At 46.6% G+C, this 17451-nt stretch carries 17 protein-coding genes; 8 read left to right on the forward strand and 9 right to left on the reverse strand.

Annotation, left to right across the window (positions count from 1 at the left end; all coding sequences use genetic code 11):
* Positions 1-37 precede the first annotated feature (37 nt).
* The 3 genes from ftsZ (at position 38) to lpxC (ending at position 2886) form a co-directional block, all read left to right on the forward strand.
* Positions 38-1339 (forward strand): cell division protein FtsZ, encoded by a 1302-nt coding sequence (gene ftsZ, locus AOC32_RS00940; protein ID WP_108507704.1) that lies wholly within the window; start codon positions 38-40, stop codon positions 1337-1339.
* Between the two features lie 111 nt (positions 1340-1450).
* Entirely contained in the window at positions 1451-1951 is a 501-nt protein-coding gene (locus AOC32_RS00945) for a peroxiredoxin (RefSeq protein ID WP_108507705.1), read from the forward strand.
* A 20-nt stretch (positions 1952-1971) separates the two neighbouring features.
* Entirely contained in the window at positions 1972-2886 is a 915-nt protein-coding gene (lpxC, locus tag AOC32_RS00950; RefSeq protein ID WP_108509277.1) for a UDP-3-O-acyl-N-acetylglucosamine deacetylase, read from the forward strand.
* On the opposite strand, the gene AOC32_RS00955 is transcribed toward lpxC, so the two are convergent.
* Positions 2876-3358, reverse strand: coding sequence for a hypothetical protein (locus AOC32_RS00955; protein WP_108507706.1), 483 nt, complete (start codon positions 3356-3358; stop codon positions 2876-2878). The two genes, lpxC and AOC32_RS00955, sit on opposite strands and share 11 nt — an antisense overlap.
* Positions 3359-3413: 55 nt before the next feature.
* Here AOC32_RS00955 and secA point away from each other — a divergent pair, with 55 nt between their 5' ends.
* The 4 genes from secA to AOC32_RS00975 are packed head-to-tail and all read left to right on the forward strand — an operon-like array spanning position 3414 to position 8759.
* Positions 3414-6170, forward strand: coding sequence for a preprotein translocase subunit SecA (gene secA / locus AOC32_RS00960; RefSeq protein WP_108507707.1), 2757 nt, complete (start codon positions 3414-3416; stop codon positions 6168-6170).
* Between the two features lie 27 nt (positions 6171-6197).
* A complete protein-coding gene (gene argJ / locus AOC32_RS00965) occupies positions 6198-7424 on the forward strand; it encodes a bifunctional glutamate N-acetyltransferase/amino-acid acetyltransferase ArgJ (RefSeq protein ID WP_108507708.1) in 1227 nt (408 codons plus the stop codon).
* A gap of 30 nt (positions 7425-7454) precedes the next feature.
* Entirely contained in the window at positions 7455-8321 is an 867-nt protein-coding gene (locus tag AOC32_RS00970) for an ATP-binding protein (protein WP_108507709.1), read from the forward strand.
* Positions 8322-8324: 3 nt separating this feature from the next.
* Positions 8325-8759, forward strand: coding sequence for an NUDIX domain-containing protein (locus tag AOC32_RS00975; protein WP_108507710.1), 435 nt, complete (start codon positions 8325-8327; stop codon positions 8757-8759).
* Between the two features lie 17 nt (positions 8760-8776).
* Here the strand turns inward: AOC32_RS00975 and zapD are convergent, their stop codons facing one another.
* The 6 genes from zapD to AOC32_RS01005 are packed head-to-tail and all read right to left on the reverse strand — an operon-like array spanning position 8777 to position 14104.
* Positions 8777-9529, reverse strand: coding sequence for a cell division protein ZapD (gene zapD / locus AOC32_RS00980; RefSeq protein WP_108507711.1), 753 nt, complete (start codon positions 9527-9529; stop codon positions 8777-8779).
* A gap of 34 nt (positions 9530-9563) precedes the next feature.
* A complete protein-coding gene (coaE, locus tag AOC32_RS00985) occupies positions 9564-10205 on the reverse strand; it encodes a dephospho-CoA kinase (protein ID WP_108507712.1) in 642 nt (213 codons plus the stop codon).
* Positions 10172-10651 carry a prepilin peptidase gene (locus tag AOC32_RS00990; protein WP_108507713.1) on the reverse strand — a complete coding sequence of 160 codons (480 nt, stop codon included), beginning with the start codon at positions 10649-10651 and terminating at the stop codon, positions 10172-10174. The genes coaE and AOC32_RS00990 overlap by 34 nt, the downstream gene beginning before the upstream one ends.
* Positions 10651-11709 (reverse strand): type II secretion system F family protein, encoded by a 1059-nt coding sequence (locus tag AOC32_RS00995; protein ID WP_108507714.1) that lies wholly within the window; start codon positions 11707-11709, stop codon positions 10651-10653. The genes AOC32_RS00990 and AOC32_RS00995 overlap by 1 nt, the downstream gene beginning before the upstream one ends.
* A complete protein-coding gene (locus tag AOC32_RS01000) occupies positions 11706-12806 on the reverse strand; it encodes a GspE/PulE family protein (protein ID WP_199908508.1) in 1101 nt (366 codons plus the stop codon). Before AOC32_RS01000 ends, AOC32_RS00995 begins: the two co-directional genes overlap by 4 nt.
* A complete protein-coding gene (locus AOC32_RS01005; protein ID WP_108507715.1) occupies positions 12803-14104 on the reverse strand; it encodes an HlyC/CorC family transporter in 1302 nt (433 codons plus the stop codon). The genes AOC32_RS01000 and AOC32_RS01005 overlap by 4 nt, the downstream gene beginning before the upstream one ends.
* A 97-nt stretch (positions 14105-14201) precedes the next feature.
* Here AOC32_RS01005 and AOC32_RS01010 point away from each other — a divergent pair, with 97 nt between their 5' ends.
* Positions 14202-14708 carry a methylated-DNA--[protein]-cysteine S-methyltransferase gene (locus AOC32_RS01010; RefSeq protein WP_234409764.1) on the forward strand — a complete coding sequence of 169 codons (507 nt, stop codon included), beginning with the start codon at positions 14202-14204 and terminating at the stop codon, positions 14706-14708.
* On the opposite strand, the gene AOC32_RS01015 is transcribed toward AOC32_RS01010, so the two are convergent.
* Complete coding sequence (locus AOC32_RS01015) at positions 14705-15655, reverse strand: squalene/phytoene synthase family protein (protein WP_108507717.1); 951 nt, start codon at positions 15653-15655, stop codon at positions 14705-14707. The genes AOC32_RS01010 and AOC32_RS01015 overlap by 4 nt on opposite strands.
* Before the next feature lie 32 nt (positions 15656-15687).
* The gene (locus AOC32_RS01020) at positions 15688-17127 is read right to left on the reverse strand and encodes a sodium:solute symporter family protein (RefSeq protein ID WP_108507718.1); all 1440 of its coding nucleotides are present in this window, start codon (positions 17125-17127) and stop codon (positions 15688-15690) included.
* Between the last annotated feature and the right edge of the window lie 324 nt (positions 17128-17451).

Genomic DNA, 17451 nt, shown 5'->3' on the forward strand with positions numbered 1-17451 from the left:
TCCATGGTGGAGAGCCGATCTTATTAAGGAGGGTGTTATGGAGTTTGAAATGGTAGATCAAGAAACAGCTGGCAAGACCATCATCAAGGTGGTTGGTGTCGGAGGCGCTGGCGGCAATGCTGTCCAGCACATGATTCGTCGCAATGTTAATGGCGTCGAGTTCATTTGTATGAACACCGATGCAGGCGCGCTCCAACGTTCGCAAGCGAGCTTAAACCTGCAATTGGGCGAGACTGGCCTAGGCGCCGGTGCGAAGCCTGAGGTGGGTGCAGCATCTGCGGAACAAGCTCGCTCGCGTATTGCCGATGCATTGCAAGGCGCACATATGGTGTTTATTACCGCGGGTATGGGAGGCGGTACTGGAACCGGAGCAGCCCCAGTGGTTGCTCAAGTCGCTAAAGAAATGGGCATCTTAACGGTTGGCGTGATTAGTAAGCCATTTGACTTTGAGGGTGTTAAGCGTCTAAAAGTCGCTGAGATGGGTGCGCAAGAGCTGGAAAAGCACGTCGACTCATTAATCGTAGTTTTGAATGAAAAGCTCTTCGAAGTGATGGGTGAGGATGCGGAATTTGACAAAGCCTTTGCTTGTGCAGACGATGTATTGCATAACGCGGTATCCGGTATTGCGGAAATTATTAATGAGCAGGGCTTAATCAACGTCGACTTTGAAGATGTAAAGACTGTCATGAGTGAGCAAGGTAAGGCCATGATGGGAACGGCGACCGTCTCTGGAATGGACCGGGCTCGTTTGGCGGCTGAGGCAGCTGTTGCATCGCCACTGCTTGAAGGCGTTGATTTATCTGGCGCACGCGGCGTATTGGTCAATATCACTGCCAGCCGTTCATTGAAGTTATCCGAGACCCGTGAGGTGATGGCCGCGATTCGGGGTTATGCCGCCGAAGATGCTACCGTCATTTTTGGAACGGTGTATGACGATAGCTTGGGTGATGCCTTACGAGTAACCGTGGTGGCTACTGGACTCAATGGCTCACAATCCCTGCAAAAGGATCAACCCCAGTTAATCTGGCGAGCTGCAACAGGTACAAATGATGCAAGTCCAACCATGACTACTTTGGGTGATTTTGCTCCAACCAGCCCAGCTGCTGCGATGAGCCGCAATGTGACCCAAGCGTCGAGCGCCATGGGTTCAAGCACAGCCGCCCCGGTTAATCCCGCAGTTGATTATGGTCAGTTTGATGTTCCAAAGGTATTTCGTAATTCTCGAGAGTCTGTGCCTCCCAGCCTTGGTGCCGATAGTTCGCCACAGGCGAAGGCCATGCTTGAGAAGGGGGCAGATTACTATGAGATACCTGCCTTTTTAAGGAAGCAAGCAGACTAATAAATAAACCATACAATAGTGGGTTCGAGGATTGCTAATTCAGTCGCCCCTCCGGACGACGAATCCAGCGCCTGCGTTAGCACCCCAAACCACTATTGATATGGAGATCACATGATTGCTGTAGGACAAAAATTACCGAACGCCACCCTCTACGAGTTTTTTGATGAAGAGCGCGATGGCTGCTCCTTGGGCCCAAATGCATTTGAAGTTGAAAAATTAACCGCTGGCAAAAAAATTGTTATTTTTGCCTTGCCTGGCGCATTTACACCAACCTGCTCAGCCAAGCATGTTCCAGGATTTGTGGAGCATTTTGATGCGATTAAAGCCAAAGGTGTTGATGAGATTTGGTGTGTTTCTGTGAATGACCCATTTGTAATGGGTGCCTGGGGCCGGGATCTAAAGGTTGGTAAGAAAGTGCGTATGTTGGGCGATGGTAGTGCTGAGTTCACCAAAAAGTTAGGTATGGAATTTGACCTAACCGCACGGGGACTTGGTGTTCGCTCACAACGCTATGCCATGATCGTGGATAACGGCGTCGTGAAGCATTTGGCACTCGAGGCGCCGGGCAAATTCGAAGTTAGTGATGCCGTAAATACCTTAAAGCATCTGTAATTGATATTGTGTAGGCCATGATGCTCAAGCAAAAAACCTTAGCGCAGCCGATCAAAACGGTCGGCATTGGCCTGCATTCTGGTCGTAAATCAACGCTAAGTATTAAACCCGCACCAATTGATTTTGGTATTCAGTTCGTGCGGGTTGATATGCCCAATGCTGCTCCTATTCCAGCCCATGCATTAGCAGTCTGCGATACCCGTTTAGCGTCAGTGATTCAGAGTCAAGGGGTCAAGGTTTCTACGGTTGAGCATTTGCTCTCAGCCTGTTCGGGTTTGGGATTGGATAATTTATTGATTGAGGTTGATGCGGAAGAAGTACCGATCATGGACGGTAGCGCCGCCTCTTTTCTCTTTCTGATTGAGTCTGCTGGTACCGTTGAACAAGAGGCGTCACGCAAATTTATGGTGATTCAAAAGACGGTGGAAGTGCGCGAAGGCAATAAATTAGCACGCCTAGAACCACATTTTGGATTTAAGTTGGATTTCACGATTGACTTTAAGCACCCAGCGGTTGATAAAACGGGCCAGCGCTTTACGGTCGATTTTGCCGAACACGCCTATCGCAGTGAGATTGGTCGCGCTCGCACCTTTGGATTTGCGCATGAGGTGGAAGCCTTGCGTGAGATTGGTTTAGCTCGCGGTGGTAGTTTAGATAATGCGATTGTGCTCGATGAGCATCGCATCTTAAATAACGAAGAGTTGCGTTATGACGATGAGTTTGTGCGTCACAAAATTCTGGATGCGATCGGTGATCTTTATCTGGCTGGTCACCCCATTGTGGGAGCGTACACCGCAGAAAAGTCGGGTCATGCCCTAAATAATGCTCTGTTAAGAAAGCTTTTGGACGACCCAAGCTCGTACTCGATTGAAACCTTTGATAAGTCCAGTGCTCCGGCAGCCTATTTGCAAACCCCCGAAAGCATCAACGCTTAGCTTTTCTGTTTTTCAATAATCGTTCGATTGATTGCCGCAGGGATGACTGCGGAGATAGTTTTTGACAAAGCCCTTCCCAGGCACTTTGAGCTGCTGGGGTAAATTCAGGTGGATGTTCATTCACCCGATTGGTTCTCACCCCTAACTGCTTGGGTTTTACCTTTACTCGAACCTGACGAATAAGCCATTGGTGTTGATTAAGCGCTTTCGCAATACTGGGGGCAATTTGTTGTAAGCGGGTGCCAATCGTGGCATTCGGTACCACTAAAACTAGCTCACTAGGGCGGTCGGGGTGCCATTCAACCAGTAGGGATTGGCTGATAGAGGCAAAACCCAGAGAATGTATGGCGTTTTGAACGGCATGGGTTAGGGCGTCATGCTTTTTAGCCCGTTCTAGAAGCGGTTTGAGGCCTTGCTCATGGGCTAGGCAATCCTGCCATGGCTGGGCTAACTTAACTAAGGGCTTATTCATCAAAGAGGGGCTCGCGGGTGATAAACTCAATAGCTAAAATTTTTTCTAGATTCTTATGGTACTTGGTCTTATTAAAACACTGGTTGGTAGTAGCAATGACCGCCTTCTCAAGCAATACCGCAAGGTCGTTTCTAAGGTAAATGCCCTTGAGGCTAATCTCCAGGCTTTGGACGATTCTGCCTTACAAGCAAAAACTGCCGAATTTAAGCAGCGGATTGCCGCCGGCGAGGCTTTAGATGACCTTGCTGCTGAGGCATTTGCAGTGGTTCGTGAGGCCAGCGTACGGGTCATGAAAATGCGTCATTTTGACGTTCAAATCATGGGAGCCCTAGCCCTTCATCAGGGAAAAATCGCTGAAATGGGTACGGGTGAGGGTAAAACCCTAACCGCAACCTTGGCGGTTTACCTAAACGCACTCTCGGGCAAGGGTGTCCACGTGGTGACCGTTAATGACTACTTGGCAGAACGGGATGCCGAGTGGATGTCTAAGCTCTACACCTTTTTGGGACTGACCGTTGGTATTAATTTGTCGCAAATGAATCATGAGGCCAAGCAAAAGGCCTATGCAGCGGATATTACGTATGGAACCAATAACGAGTTTGGTTTTGATTATTTGCGCGACAACATGGTTCAGGATGTGGCACAGCGGGTGCAGCGCGGTCTCTCTTACGCAATTGTTGATGAGGTTGATTCGATTCTGATTGACGAGGCTCGGACCCCACTTATTATTTCGGGGCAGGCTGAAGACCATACTGATTTATATATCAAGATGAATGCATTGCCTGCGCATCTTGATCCGCAGGTTGGAGAAGAGAAATCCGACGGCTCAGGGGTCATTAAGCCAGGGGATTACTGGGTCGATGAGAAATCCCATCAGGTCTATTTGACTGAGCGCGGTCATGAAAAAGCAGAACAAATCCTTACCCAAATTGGTTTATTGAAAGAGGGTGATTCGCTCTATGCCCCGCAGAATATTAATTTGATGCATCACCTCTACGCAGCCCTGCGTGCACATTCTTTGTATCACCGCGATCAACACTACGTGGTTCAGGGCGGTGAGGTCATCATTGTGGATGAATTTACAGGCCGCTTAATGCAGGGCCGACGTTGGTCCGATGGTTTACATCAAGCGGTCGAGGCGAAAGAGAAGGTAGGCATTCAGAACGAGAATCAAACACTCGCTACTATTACATTCCAGAACTACTTCCGTATGTATCAGAAGTTAGCTGGCATGACCGGAACGGCCGATACTGAAGCCTACGAGTTCAAAGAGATCTACGGGCTTGAAACGGTTGTGATTCCGCCCAATCGACCCAGCCGTCGACTGGACCGACAAGATCAAATTTACAAGACCTCTCCTGAGCGCTACGCAGCGGTTACTAAAGATATTAAAGACTGTTTTGAACGAGGTCAGCCGGTTTTGGTGGGCACTACATCCATCGAGAACTCAGAGCTAATTTCCAAACTACTTGATCAAGAAAAGTTATCTCATCAGGTTCTGAATGCAAAGCAGCATGCGCGTGAGGCAGAAATTATTGCTCAAGCGGGTAGGCCAAAAATGATCACAATCGCTACCAATATGGCTGGTCGCGGAACTGATATTGTGCTGGGTGGGAATGTCGAGCGGCAATCAATCCTGATAGAGGCCGATGAGTCCCTAAGTGATGCTGAAAAAGCAAAACGGATTCAACAGTTAAAAGACGAATGGCAGGGACTGCATGATGCAGTCGTCAATGCTGGCGGTTTGCATATTATTGGTACCGAGCGTCATGAAAGTCGCCGCATTGATAATCAGCTACGTGGACGTGCCGGACGTCAGGGCGATCCCGGTTCATCGCGTTTTTATCTCTCCTTAGACGATCCCTTACTGCGTATTTTTGCAGGTGATCGTTTACGCGCCGTAATGGATCGCTTAAAGATGCCGGAGGGTGAGCCGATTGAGGCGGGGATGGTGACGCGTTCAATTGAATCCGCTCAGCGCAAAGTAGAAGGCCGTAACTTTGATATTCGTAAGCAATTACTCGAATACGATGATGTCGCTAACGATCAGCGCAAAGAGACCTATCGTCTACGCAACCAGATTCTTGAAAGTAAAGATATTGGTGACCTGATTGCCAACTTATGTGAAGACGTTTTTACAGCGATTGTCCGCAATTACGTCCCAGTGGAATCGATGGAGGAGCAGTGGGATATCGCTGCACTCGAGCATCTCTTGGCGAACGAATGGGGAATTAGCATTGATCTACAAGGGTGGATTGCCAATGCCAATACAGTTGATGATGAAGAAATCGTAGCTCGGGTGATTGAAGCCGCAAAGAACAATTACAAGGCTAAAGAGGAGCTCACGGGCCGTGAGTCGTTTGCAAGCTTTGAGCGGTCGGTGATGCTGTATAGCTTAGATATTCATTGGCGTGAGCATTTAGCTGCTTTAGATCGATTGCGTCAAGGAATTCATTTGCGCGGTTATGCCCAAAAAGATCCGAAGCAAGAGTATCGCCGTGAGGCATTTGAGCTCTACGCAGAACTTTTGGATGTGGTGAAAAATGATGTGATTAAAACCGTGTTTACGGTCCAGATCAAAAATGCCTCAGAGCTTGATGAAGCGGCAGAGACGATCGCTGATGATAGCCAAGTAAAAGAGATGCAATTTAAGCATAATCAGTTTGCTGAGGGAGAAAGTATTCCTGTTGAGCAGGTTGAGCATGCAATTGCTCCTGCCCCAGTGCGCGAAGGCCCCAAAATTGGTAGAAATGACCCCTGCCATTGCGGTAGTGGTAAGAAATACAAGCACTGCCACGGAAAAATTGCTTAATTTGAGGTTTGCCGTTCTAATTTAACGATGGCTGTTAATTTTCCAACACTTGATCCCAAATCCCTGAGCCCTATTCCTGGGCTTGCTCTTGGGTTTGCACAGGCTGGTATTAAGCGGGCAAATCGTAAAGATGTGTTGGTGATACGCTTAGCTCCTGGTTCGGCAGTGGCAGGCGTATTTACCCAAAATCGCTTTTGCGCCGCTCCTGTGCAGTTATGTAAACAGCATCTATTGGAGGCTAATCCAATTGAGGCATTGATCGTGAACACCGGTAATGCCAATGCAGGGACTGGTGAAGAGGGTCTTCGTCGGGCCTTTCAGACCTGTGAGGTGCTAGCAAAGTCGTTTGGGCTAAGTCCAGAACAAGTATTGCCCTTTTCAACAGGGGTGATCATGGAGCAACTGCCAGCTGACAAAATTGTGGCTGCAATACCGCAAGCCGTTGCGCAATTAACTGAAGACAATTGGTTTGCGGCAGCCGAGGCCATCATGACCACCGATACTCTGCCTAAGGCAGCCTCGCAGACGATCAATACCGAGCAGGGACCCATTGTGATCACGGGTATCTCAAAAGGAGCCGGCATGATTCAGCCAAATATGGCGACCATGCTGGGTTTTGTGGGAACGAATATTCAAATTGATCGAGGCTTGTTGCAAGAGCTCACTGCAGAAGCTGCCAACCTTTCGTTTAACGCAATTACGATTGATGGTGACACATCGACCAATGATTCTTTTATCGTGATGGCTACTGGTCAGTCTCCAATCCGAATTCAGAGTCACTCCGATCCGCTCTATAGTTTATTTCGAGAGGGTTTAATTGCTATCTCTCAACAGTTAGCACAACTGATAGTGCGCGATGGCGAGGGTGCTACTAAATTTATAACAATTTGTGTAAAAGGCGGCAAAAATAGCCTTGAGTGCAAGCAGGTAGCTAAAGCAATTGCTCATTCTCCTTTGGTGAAGACGGCGTTTTTTGCAAGCGATCCCAATCTGGGTCGCATCCTAGCTGCTGTGGGCTATGCTGGTATCGGCGATCTTGATAGTGGCAAGGTCCAACTATGGTTGGATGATGTTTGGGTTGCAAAGAATGGCGGCCGACATCCGGACTATCAAGAAGAGCAAGGTCAAGCCGTGATGAAGCAATCAGAAATAACCGTCACGGTTGATTTGGGAAGAGGGGATGCGATGGAGACGGTTTGGACCTGTGATTTATCGCATGAGTATGTCTCAATCAATGCCGATTACCGCTCATAAGCAAGTTTCATTATTACGAGAACGTGTACTGTGAATGACAAACTCGATCGTCTTTTAGATCATCTCGAAACATTTTTACCTAAGCCATTGACCGATGCTGAGTGGCAAACCGCTAAAGCCTTTCGTTGGCAACGTCGTGACAGTATTTTTGGACGAATTGGATTTCTAAAGCCAGTTAAACACTTATCCCCAATCTCGTTTCAAGATTTAAAACATATCGATCGCCAGCGCGACGCGATTATTGACAATACGCGGCATTTTGTTGAAAAGAAGCCTGCGAATAATATTTTATTAACGGGTGCGCGTGGTACCGGCAAGTCCTCATTGATTAAGGCTTGTCTTAATCAATTTGCTTCTCAGGGCTTGCGCTTGGTGGAAGTCGATAAGGATCACTTAGCTGATTTACCAGACATTACTGAGATTCTTGCGTCTCGTCCGGAGCGATTTATTGTGTTCTGTGATGATCTGTCCTTTGAGGATGGCGAGTCTGGATATAAGGCCATGAAGTCCGCGCTAGATGGATCCATTTCTGCGCAAGTGGACAACATTCTGATTTATGCAACCTCCAATCGCCGCCATTTGTTACCCGAGTACATGAAGGATAACGAGTCGTATGTTCATACCGATGATGGTGAGATTCATCCGGGCGAGGTTGTTGAAGAGAAAATCTCCTTATCAGAGCGTTTTGGTTTGTGGCTTTCTTTTTATCCACCAAGGCAAGAAGAATACCTCGCGATCGTTGCTCATTGGTTGGCACATTTTGGTCTCTCTGATAAAGCCATTGAGGCTGCCCGTCCCGAGGCCTTAGTCTGGGCTCTAGAGCGCGGCTCACGTTCAGGACGTGTGGCTTGGCAGTTTGCAAAGCACTGGGCCGGTTCCCAATCTGGCAAAAAGTAGTCTATGACGAGTCAATCCCGGCCGATCGTTGAGGTCGCCGTCGGAATTCTTATAAAAGAGCAATCACTTGTTTTGATGGGTAAACGACCCAGTGGCAAACCCTATGCAGGTTACTGGGAGTTTCCAGGTGGCAAACTAGAATCCAATGAATCCATCACAACCGCCTTGGAGCGCGAGTTGCATGAGGAGCTTGGCATTCGGATTGCTTTGGATGAAAACCATTGTCACGAAATCATGATGCTCGAACATGATTACCCGCATGCCTATGTTCGCCTGCATGTATGCTTGGTTGATCGCTGGGAGGGCGAGCCAGTTGGCCAAGAAAATCAAGTGCTATCTTGGCAAAATATATTCAATCCGGAGTTAACCATCACCCCATTATTGCCAGCCGCTTGGCCAATGATTAAAAAAGTTCGTTCGTATTTGAGAGGTAGGTAAGTAGAACCCTGTCAAGGTCAAAACTGGCAGAAGGTTAACTTAAAGGGAATATCTTGATTAATTAGGGTGGGCTTAAGATCTTGCTCACACTTCAGTAGTCGAATTGAGACTAAATATTTATTGGCGCTGATCTCAGCAAAGAGCGATGGATCCTCTAAGGTAATGCGCATTAATTGGTAAACCTTGCCAGAGGGTGCTTGTTGAAAAGAGCCTTGATGCGCTAGAACTTCTTTGCTCTCTCCAGATTCTCGAAGCAGTCGTAAAAACAAATGGCATGCCTCTTGCCAAGGAAGCATAGGGTAAATGAACTTTTGTAAGAGCTCGCGTCGCGATGAAGCAGGACTATGGCGCCAAGCATAAAAACCTGGCAAATCAATCGGACTAGTGCCACCCGGTGTATGTAAGCGTGTCCGAATTGCATTAAGCCATTCGTTCTCCCCAATAAGCGCATTGGGCTTAATTGCTGACGCATTTACTTGGGCACTGGCGTGCTCTAACTCCGCCATGGTGGATGCTAGTTTTTCTTGATCAACTTCTTTGGCATGCTTGAGGTGATTAAGCGCAAATTTCTGGCGCTCCAATTCTTTTAAAAGTAATGATTTGATATCACCACGAGCACTAATATCGCCTAGCTCAAACAAGGTGGTCAAGGCATTATGGTGTAGTTCGGGGTCATCCGAGCGCGCAAAGTGATTAAACCGGTCGAACAAATACTCCAGTCGGAGCATGCTTCGGACCAGTTCATTAAACGGGTATTCGTAAATAATCACAGAGTTTTATTGTATGCCGACCGCAGCCAAAAAACTATAAATCCAGCATTTTTTGATGGAGGCGGTCGACTTCAATCTCAAGGCTTGCTAGATCCCCTTGGTTATAAATCACGGTATCCGCAATTGCCAGGCGCTCGCCCCGGCTTGCCTGATGGGCCATGATGGCCAGCACTCCCTGGCGGTCTAGCTGGCTGCGCTCCATGACTCGCTCAATTTGGACCTCTTCCTCACAATCAACTACCGCAATATGGTCGAGGTTTCCAGTCCAGGTGCCTGACTCTAGGAGTAGAGGGACCACAAATACCAAATAGGGCGCATGATTTTTTAAGCCATTTTCAGCCTGGAGCATGGTTTCCTGGCGAATTAGGGGGTGCGTAATGGCTTCCAGTTTTCGTTTGGACTCGGTATCCGTAAATACGTGCTCACGCATTTTTGCTCGGTTGAGTGATCCATCTGGAAGGATGAACTCGGACCCAAATTCCCTTTTAATAGGGTCAATCGCTACCCCCCCGGGAGCGCTTATTTGGTGGGCAATTTGATCGGTATCGATCACCCAGGCTCCTCGCTTCGCAAGAAATGAGGCAACACTCGACTTGCCTGACCCAATTCCCCCGGTCAGACCTAGAAATGGAACTTTTCCTTTTAAATCAAGGAGTGAACGAGTGGGCTTGTCCATAGTATTTCTATGATGCCAGCAAATGCCAGAAAGGGGCCAAAAGGAAATGGGTGGTTAGACGGTAATTTTTGATACTTTAGCCAAAGGAGGCCCCCAATAATCCCGCAAAAAGCAGCCAGGACCAATATCCATAGCGCACTATGGATTCCGAGCCAAGCCCCAAGGCCCGCTACAAGTTTGGCGTCCCCCATTCCAAGACCATGACGAGAACGAACCCCTTTGTAGAGTTGATTAATGATCCATAGGAGGAAGTAGCTAAGAATTGCGCCTTGCCACGACAAATGAGCATCACACCATGGCATTGGTGAGAGTGAATTAAAGGCAAGACCAAGAATGATCATGGGATAAGTGAATCGATTGGGGATTAAAAAGCGATGAAAATCGATCCATGCCACATAAAGGAGGATTAGGATGAGGCCAATTCGGAGGATGGAATCAATCCACATTAAATGATACTGCCTAATGAAAAAATGGGTAAGTAGAGCGTCATTAGCAATCCCGCTACCAGTAGACCAAGAAAAATAATAAACATAGGCTCCAGGCTTTGACTAAGAATGGCTAGGCGATGCTGTAGCTGACTTTCAAACGAGCGAGACCGGTTGATTAGCATGGTATTGAGCATGCCGGTTCGAGCACCTATTTCAAGCAATTGGATCGTTTCAGAATCAAAAAATTGACCATGAGGATCAGAGCGTTTCATGGCAACCCCAAGATTCCAACCTAAGGAAAGTTGCTTAAATAGCTTAGCACTCAAATCATGACTAAGCCAATGATTGGATGATTGTGCACAAATGCGGATCGAATCTAAGAGGCTGAGGCCCGATTGAAGTAAATGTGCAATATTTTGACACCACGTGATTTGATGCGAGAGTCGGATCAAATTCCCAAATATCGGAATCCGAAAGCAATGATGGTCGCACCACTTTTGAAACGGGATTGATTTTCTCCAAAGAATTAGTATGCCAGCTAATACCACAAGTATTACTCCCATAATTACTAGCGCATGCTCATTCAAACCTCTCGATAGGGCAATCAACAACTGTGTGCTCAAGGGTAATTCAGCATGAAAGTGATGAAAGATATCTTCAAAGCTAGGTATAACCCACACCAACATAGTAATGACCATCAGCATCGCAGCGGCAAAGGTGATTGCAGGGTAGGTCAGCGCTTGCTTCATTTGCTGCATAAGTGATTCCTTAGCAAGCAATTGTTGATGAATTAAAAAAAGTGATTGCTCTAAAGCCCCCGTTTTTTCTCCAATCGAAATTAAGCCAATACAAATCGGACTAAACCATTTACCCTCTGTAGAAAGGCTGGTCGCTAAACTATTGCCACGTTTGAGTCCTTGGATGGTATGCGACAGAAATGATCTCCAATGGTTTGGGGAGCACTGCTCTAGCAGATGTAGAGCCTCAAGAAGCGGCACTCCTGCTTGCAAAATATTCTGAAGCCGGTATGTAAAGTTGATTTGATCGCGAAGAGAAAGAGAGCGCCCAATCATCATGGAATTTCATGAAGTAAAACCGATTGGTCAATCAACCCTTGATGAAATAAGGCATCAGCCTGTCGGCGCATTGAGCGAAAGCCCTCCATATAAGCAACTCCTTCAAGTTCCGTTGCGCTCACTTGTAATTCGATCGCGGCAATAAGCTTGGGAGTGAAGGGCAATACCTCATGAATCGCAAACCGTCCCGGCTGTGAGTCCAGATGCCGAACTAAGCGCTGGGAACTAATAAATAAAAGATTTTGGGCGATGGAGTGAGGCTCAACCCCAAAGTTCCGTAGCCGCTCGATGCACGACAAAGCTTCGCGGGTATGAATGGTGCTCAGTACCAAGTGACCCGTTTGTGCTGCGCTCACTGCAAGCTTTGCTGTTTCTGAATCACGGATTTCACCAATCATCATGACATCGGGATCTTGACGTAGGAGGGCTCGAATGATGGCATCGAAATGGAGCCCAGCCTTTGGATGATATGCAATTTGGTTAACTCCTTGTAAGGGGATTTCAATTGGGTCCTCGACGCTGCAAAGATTGAGATGGGGTTGATTTAGATAATGAAGAAAGCTATAAAGCGTTCTCGTTTTGCCGCTACCCGTTGGGCCACACACCAAAATCAAGCCATGCCGCCGACTTAGGCACCCTTTGACAATATCTAGCTGGGAGCCGGTCAAGCCAATATGGTCAATCTCTAATTCCGAATTCGTTGTTCTGAGAAGTCGAACGACTACCTTTTCACCAAACAGGGTCGGCATCGTGGATACCCGGCAATCAATTTCATGACTCATTACGTCGCCACTGCTAATTGTTAGTCGACCATCTTGTGGCAAGCGCTGTTCAGCGATATCAAGCTTCGCTAGTATTTTGATACGCGTAATCAGTCGAATATGATCTGATTTTGGATATGTTTTAAAAAGACATAAGTCGCCATGAATCCGAAAGCGAATGACACACGCATTTTGCTGCGCTTCGATATGAATATCGCTCGCATCTTCACTAATAGCAGATAAAGCAATTTCTTGCCACAGACGAATGATATGGTGATCGGATTCTTCGAGTGGCTTACGGAATAGATTCTGGGTGTTTGGGGTACCCTGAATCAAGGCGCCGACAGACTTGGCTCTTCGGGTGACGGTTTGTGAAGCTTCACCGTCTTAATCCCTTGATCATCAAATTGAATAATTTCCATCACTACGCCCCCAACCTTGACGCTGAGGTCATGATCCGGAATTTCTTCAAGCTCTTCCAGTATGAGCCCATTGAGTGTGCGTGGCCCATCGACAGGGAGCTGTAATCCCAATAAACGATTGAGATCGCGCAAATTTGCACTACCGTTTGCTAAATAGGAGCCATCGCTAGACCATTGGTCTTGAGTCATCATGCCTGGAAAGGAAGTGGTGAACTCCCCGATTAATTCTTCAACGATATCTTCAAAGGTTAATAAGCCTTGAACACTGCCGTATTCATCTACAACCAAACTTAAGCGTTGGCGATTTTCCTGAAAAAACTGCATCTGCTGCATCACTGGGGTGCCCTCAGGAATGAAGTAGGGTTCGTTTAATAGTTCTCGAAAGTCGCCGTGGCTTAACTCTTCGCTACCCAGTAAGGAAAGCGCCTTTTTAACAGAAAGGATGCCGATGATTTTTTCTGGATCTCCCTCGCACACAGGTAATTTGTTGTGGTAGCAGGTCTCCAGTTGCCCAATGACCTCATCGATAGGTCGCGACAAATCTAATATCTCCATCTTGGCTCGAGGTGTCATTACATCATCGACCGAGATATTTTCAAGATTAAATAAATTGAGCAAGATACTACGATGCTGATTCGAAATAAAGTGACTGGATTCCAGAACAAGACTTCTGAGTTCTTCAGAACTCATGGTTTGTAATGCCGTTTCTTTTCGGTTTAGACCCATGAGGCCCATTAACCCTGAAACAAAGGAGTTCACAACCCATAGTAGGGGTTTAAGCACAATCGTCAGGGGGTAAATCACCCAACCAATATTGGCTGATATTTTTTCTGCAAAAGCGGCGCCAATGACTTTCGGGGTAATTTCGCTAAAGATGATGATTAAAAATGCAACAGTGAGGGTAGCGATCGAAATTACTAGCCCATTAGTACCAAACAAATGCAGCGCAATACCAGTCACCAAAATTGGCAAAATGGTATTGATTAAATTGTTGACAATTAATAAAACAGATAAGAGGGTGTCAATCCGCTTAAGTAGTTTTTGGGTTAATGCAGCACCAGCATGACCACTGTTTGCCATCGCGCGTAAACGATGTCGGTTGCTAGCCACCATACTGGTCTCTGCCATCGAGAAAAATCCAGAGAGGGCGAGTAAAAAGACAACTAGCGCAGCTTGTGCCCAAAGGGGCCAAGAATCAAAAAAAGAATCCATCTACACTTTCATGAAAAGCACAGATAAGCAATATAGCAAATACTGATTATTTAGACCACCAGGATCGATTGATTTTGATGTCAGAAAGGATCTTTCGTTGTTAAAGTCAAGCTTGACAGGGTATATTCAGCACTGCGTGATACGCGCCCCGTTCGGGGGATTACGAATCCGTACTGAAATCGTTGATGCGTCATTAATGATTACCCAAGTCCAATACCTCACTCATTTGGACAAAGTAAGTCGACCTCTTAATGAATTAGCGAAAGATGCCAAAGAGCAAATGGAGGCTTATTTTGACGATCCCCATTTCCTCTTTGATTTACCAATGAAAGCTCAGGGCAGCGCTTTTCAGCAACGGGTTTGGTCCGCCATTCAATCCATTCCTGTTGGACAAACCAAGAGCTATGGTGAGCTGGCCACTCAGATCAAATCGGGTCCTAGGGCGGTTGGCAGTGCTTGCGCTGCCAACCACTATCCGCTAATTATTCCCTGCCATCGCGTTTTATCAAAAGCCGGTCTTGGTGGTTTTATGGGTGAGGCTAACGGCCCCCATTTGAGAATTAAACAGTGGCTGTTACGACATGAAAATGCCATCAAGGACTAAGCCTTGAGGGATCGAGCTTGGATTCTGAAAAAAATATTTATTAGCCAGTCACTCCGAACCGCAATTTTAGTAAAGACATAAAAACGAGTCACTTGCGATCGAGTTAGTTTTGCTTCGATTGATGTATGGCCGTGATGACGCAGTGCAATTTGCTTAAGGGTTAATACAGCCAGCCCAAAGGCAAGAAAGCAAAAGCGCCGAATTCCGAGCTCCGACTTTGGAATGCAATGAATGTAATGAAGAGCATCTTCAAGTTTTTGGTGGGCAATCACGAGTAAATCAGTTTCGCTGACCCCGATTGGCTTCCATGAAACACCGCGTGCTCGGTCCTCGGGAGAGTCTTTGAGAATATTGGTCATTTGCAGGGCTTGACCAAATGAAATTGCTAAGTATTCGTTTTGTGAAATCGCTTTTGCAAACGCAGGTGAGTGCAAGGCAAATACGGTGGTTAGCATTTCACCAACGACCCCAGCAACGACATAACAATATTTTTCAAATTCAGCTAAGTTCTCTAAGCCGCGAGGATTTTGACGAGTATGAAAATAGCTCATTCCATCCGACATAATTTGAATACAACGAGCAACAGCTTGACGCTGTTGTACATCGCAACTATCCAATACACGTAGCACCCGAGGGATATTTTGAATCAGATCTTTTTCATCCAGATTGCTATGCTCGGCTAAGGCAATCGCGCACTGATCGGTAAATTGTTTAGGGTTTTGCTCGCCCAGAACCGTTTTAACAAAACTAGCCGATAGATTTTGCTTGGTTATTGCATCCATGCAGGATGCATCTTCAATCGTATCGACAATGCGACAGAGTAAATACGTATTACCAACCACCTTTTCTAGATTTGGGGGTAATAAGGGAATGGTGAGCGCAAACGTTCTAGATACTGATTCAAGAATCGAGCGTTGATAAAGCTCATCAGCAGATAGAACAGACATGCGCAGTTCGGCTTTCGAAAAGAAGTAGGTAATTAATGCTGGGCTTTGCTTAAATGATTTGTAGCGCTCTCTGGTGAGCGGGGGGCGATCGAACTTCCTAAAATCATACCAATCAGACTTGCTAGTAGGCCGACTAATTGAGGCTCAACCGGCTCCTCTATACCCATGATTTCTAATAAGAGCCACATACTCAAGCCAAGGGTAATGGCAAGTAAAGCACCGAGATCACTCGCTTTCTTCCAGAATAAGCCGGCAACTAGCGGGACAAATGCGCCTGCCAGCGTAATACGGTACGCATTTTCAACCATGGTGTGGATTTTGGCCTCGGTCGCAATTGCGTAAAAGGTCACAATGCTCGCAAATACAAATACGGTTAGGCGGGTTGCCCAAAGAAATTGTTTATCGGTCATGTGATGATAAAAGCCTTTTAAGATATTTTCTGTAAAGGTTACCGAAGGTGCAAGTAAGGTTCCAGACGCGGTACTCATGATCACCGAGATCAGTGCCCCAAAGAAAACAACCTGCATAAAAAATGGCATATGGTTGAGGATCAGGGTAGGCAAAATCATTTGAGAGTCGCTCGCCAGAAATTTCTCGACCATTTGTGGATCGATAATATTCGCGGTGTAAGCTAAGAAAAGTGGCACGCTAGCAAAAAAGAAATAAGCTACACCACCTAATGTGGTGGCCCATACCGCAATCGACTCATTTTTGGCTGCATTGACCCGTTGGAAAACATCTTGTTGTGGAATCGAGCCTAATGCAATGGTTAGCAATGCCGCAATCCAGCCAAGCATATCGATTGGGTCTAGCGTCGGTAAGAAATTAAATTTACCCTCCGCACTGGCTTTAGCGATAACGCTAGCTACCCCACCAGCTTGATCGGCAGCATTACTGGCCACTAATAAAAGTCCGATCACAATCACAATCATTTGTACAAAGGTTGTGAGTGCCACTGACCACATTCCACCAAACAAGGTATAGACCAAAACAACGCCAGCACCAATGAGCATGCCATCGCTGATTGAAATTAAATCGTTCGACAGGACATTAAAGGTGAGCCCTAAGGCCGAAATTTGAGCGGATACCCAGCCGAGATAGGAAACGATGATGCAAATGGAGATTAGTAACTCGGTCTGGCGGTTGTAGCGAAATCGAAAATAGTCGCCGAGAGTGATGAGATTCATTCGGTATAGGGGTTTTGCAAAGACCAGTCCGAATAGGATTAAGCAAAGTGACGCCCCAAGGGGGTCTGAAATGAGTCCCCTGAATCCTTCCTCTAAAAAGGTTGCAGAAATACCAAGAACGGTCTCGGCCCCAAACCAGGTTGCAAAGACCATCGCCAGGACAAAAGCCATGGGTAGATTTCGGCCAGCCGTGATGTAGTCTCTGGCATTGTGAACTTTAGTAGCGGCGTACAAACCAATCGCAATTGAAATGCCGAGATAAGCAATTACGAACCAAAGCAGCATCGCACCGTCCTCTTTCGACAAAATAGATTGATCATTGGATGGTCTTCAGACCACTCCATCAGGGCCCATTCACTAGCAAGCCCTGATTATAGGTGGGGATTATCCCGCCTTCTTGAATCAGGGAAATTGGGTCTAAGGTATTGAAACCTATCAAGATCTGTGGCCATTTGGCGATCAAATTTGATCAGCAATTTATTAAAAGTGCCAATGGCGGCCCAGTCTTATAAAAGAGTCGATATTTTTTGGATGAATTTGGCGTGAGGGGTGATTAGGGAAATCGTAATAGCCCTAAAAAATATCGTACTATTGTCAATCATCATATTT

It is taken from the genome of Polynucleobacter acidiphobus, from assembly GCF_003065385.1.
GTDB lineage: Bacteria > Pseudomonadota > Gammaproteobacteria > Burkholderiales > Burkholderiaceae > Polynucleobacter > Polynucleobacter acidiphobus.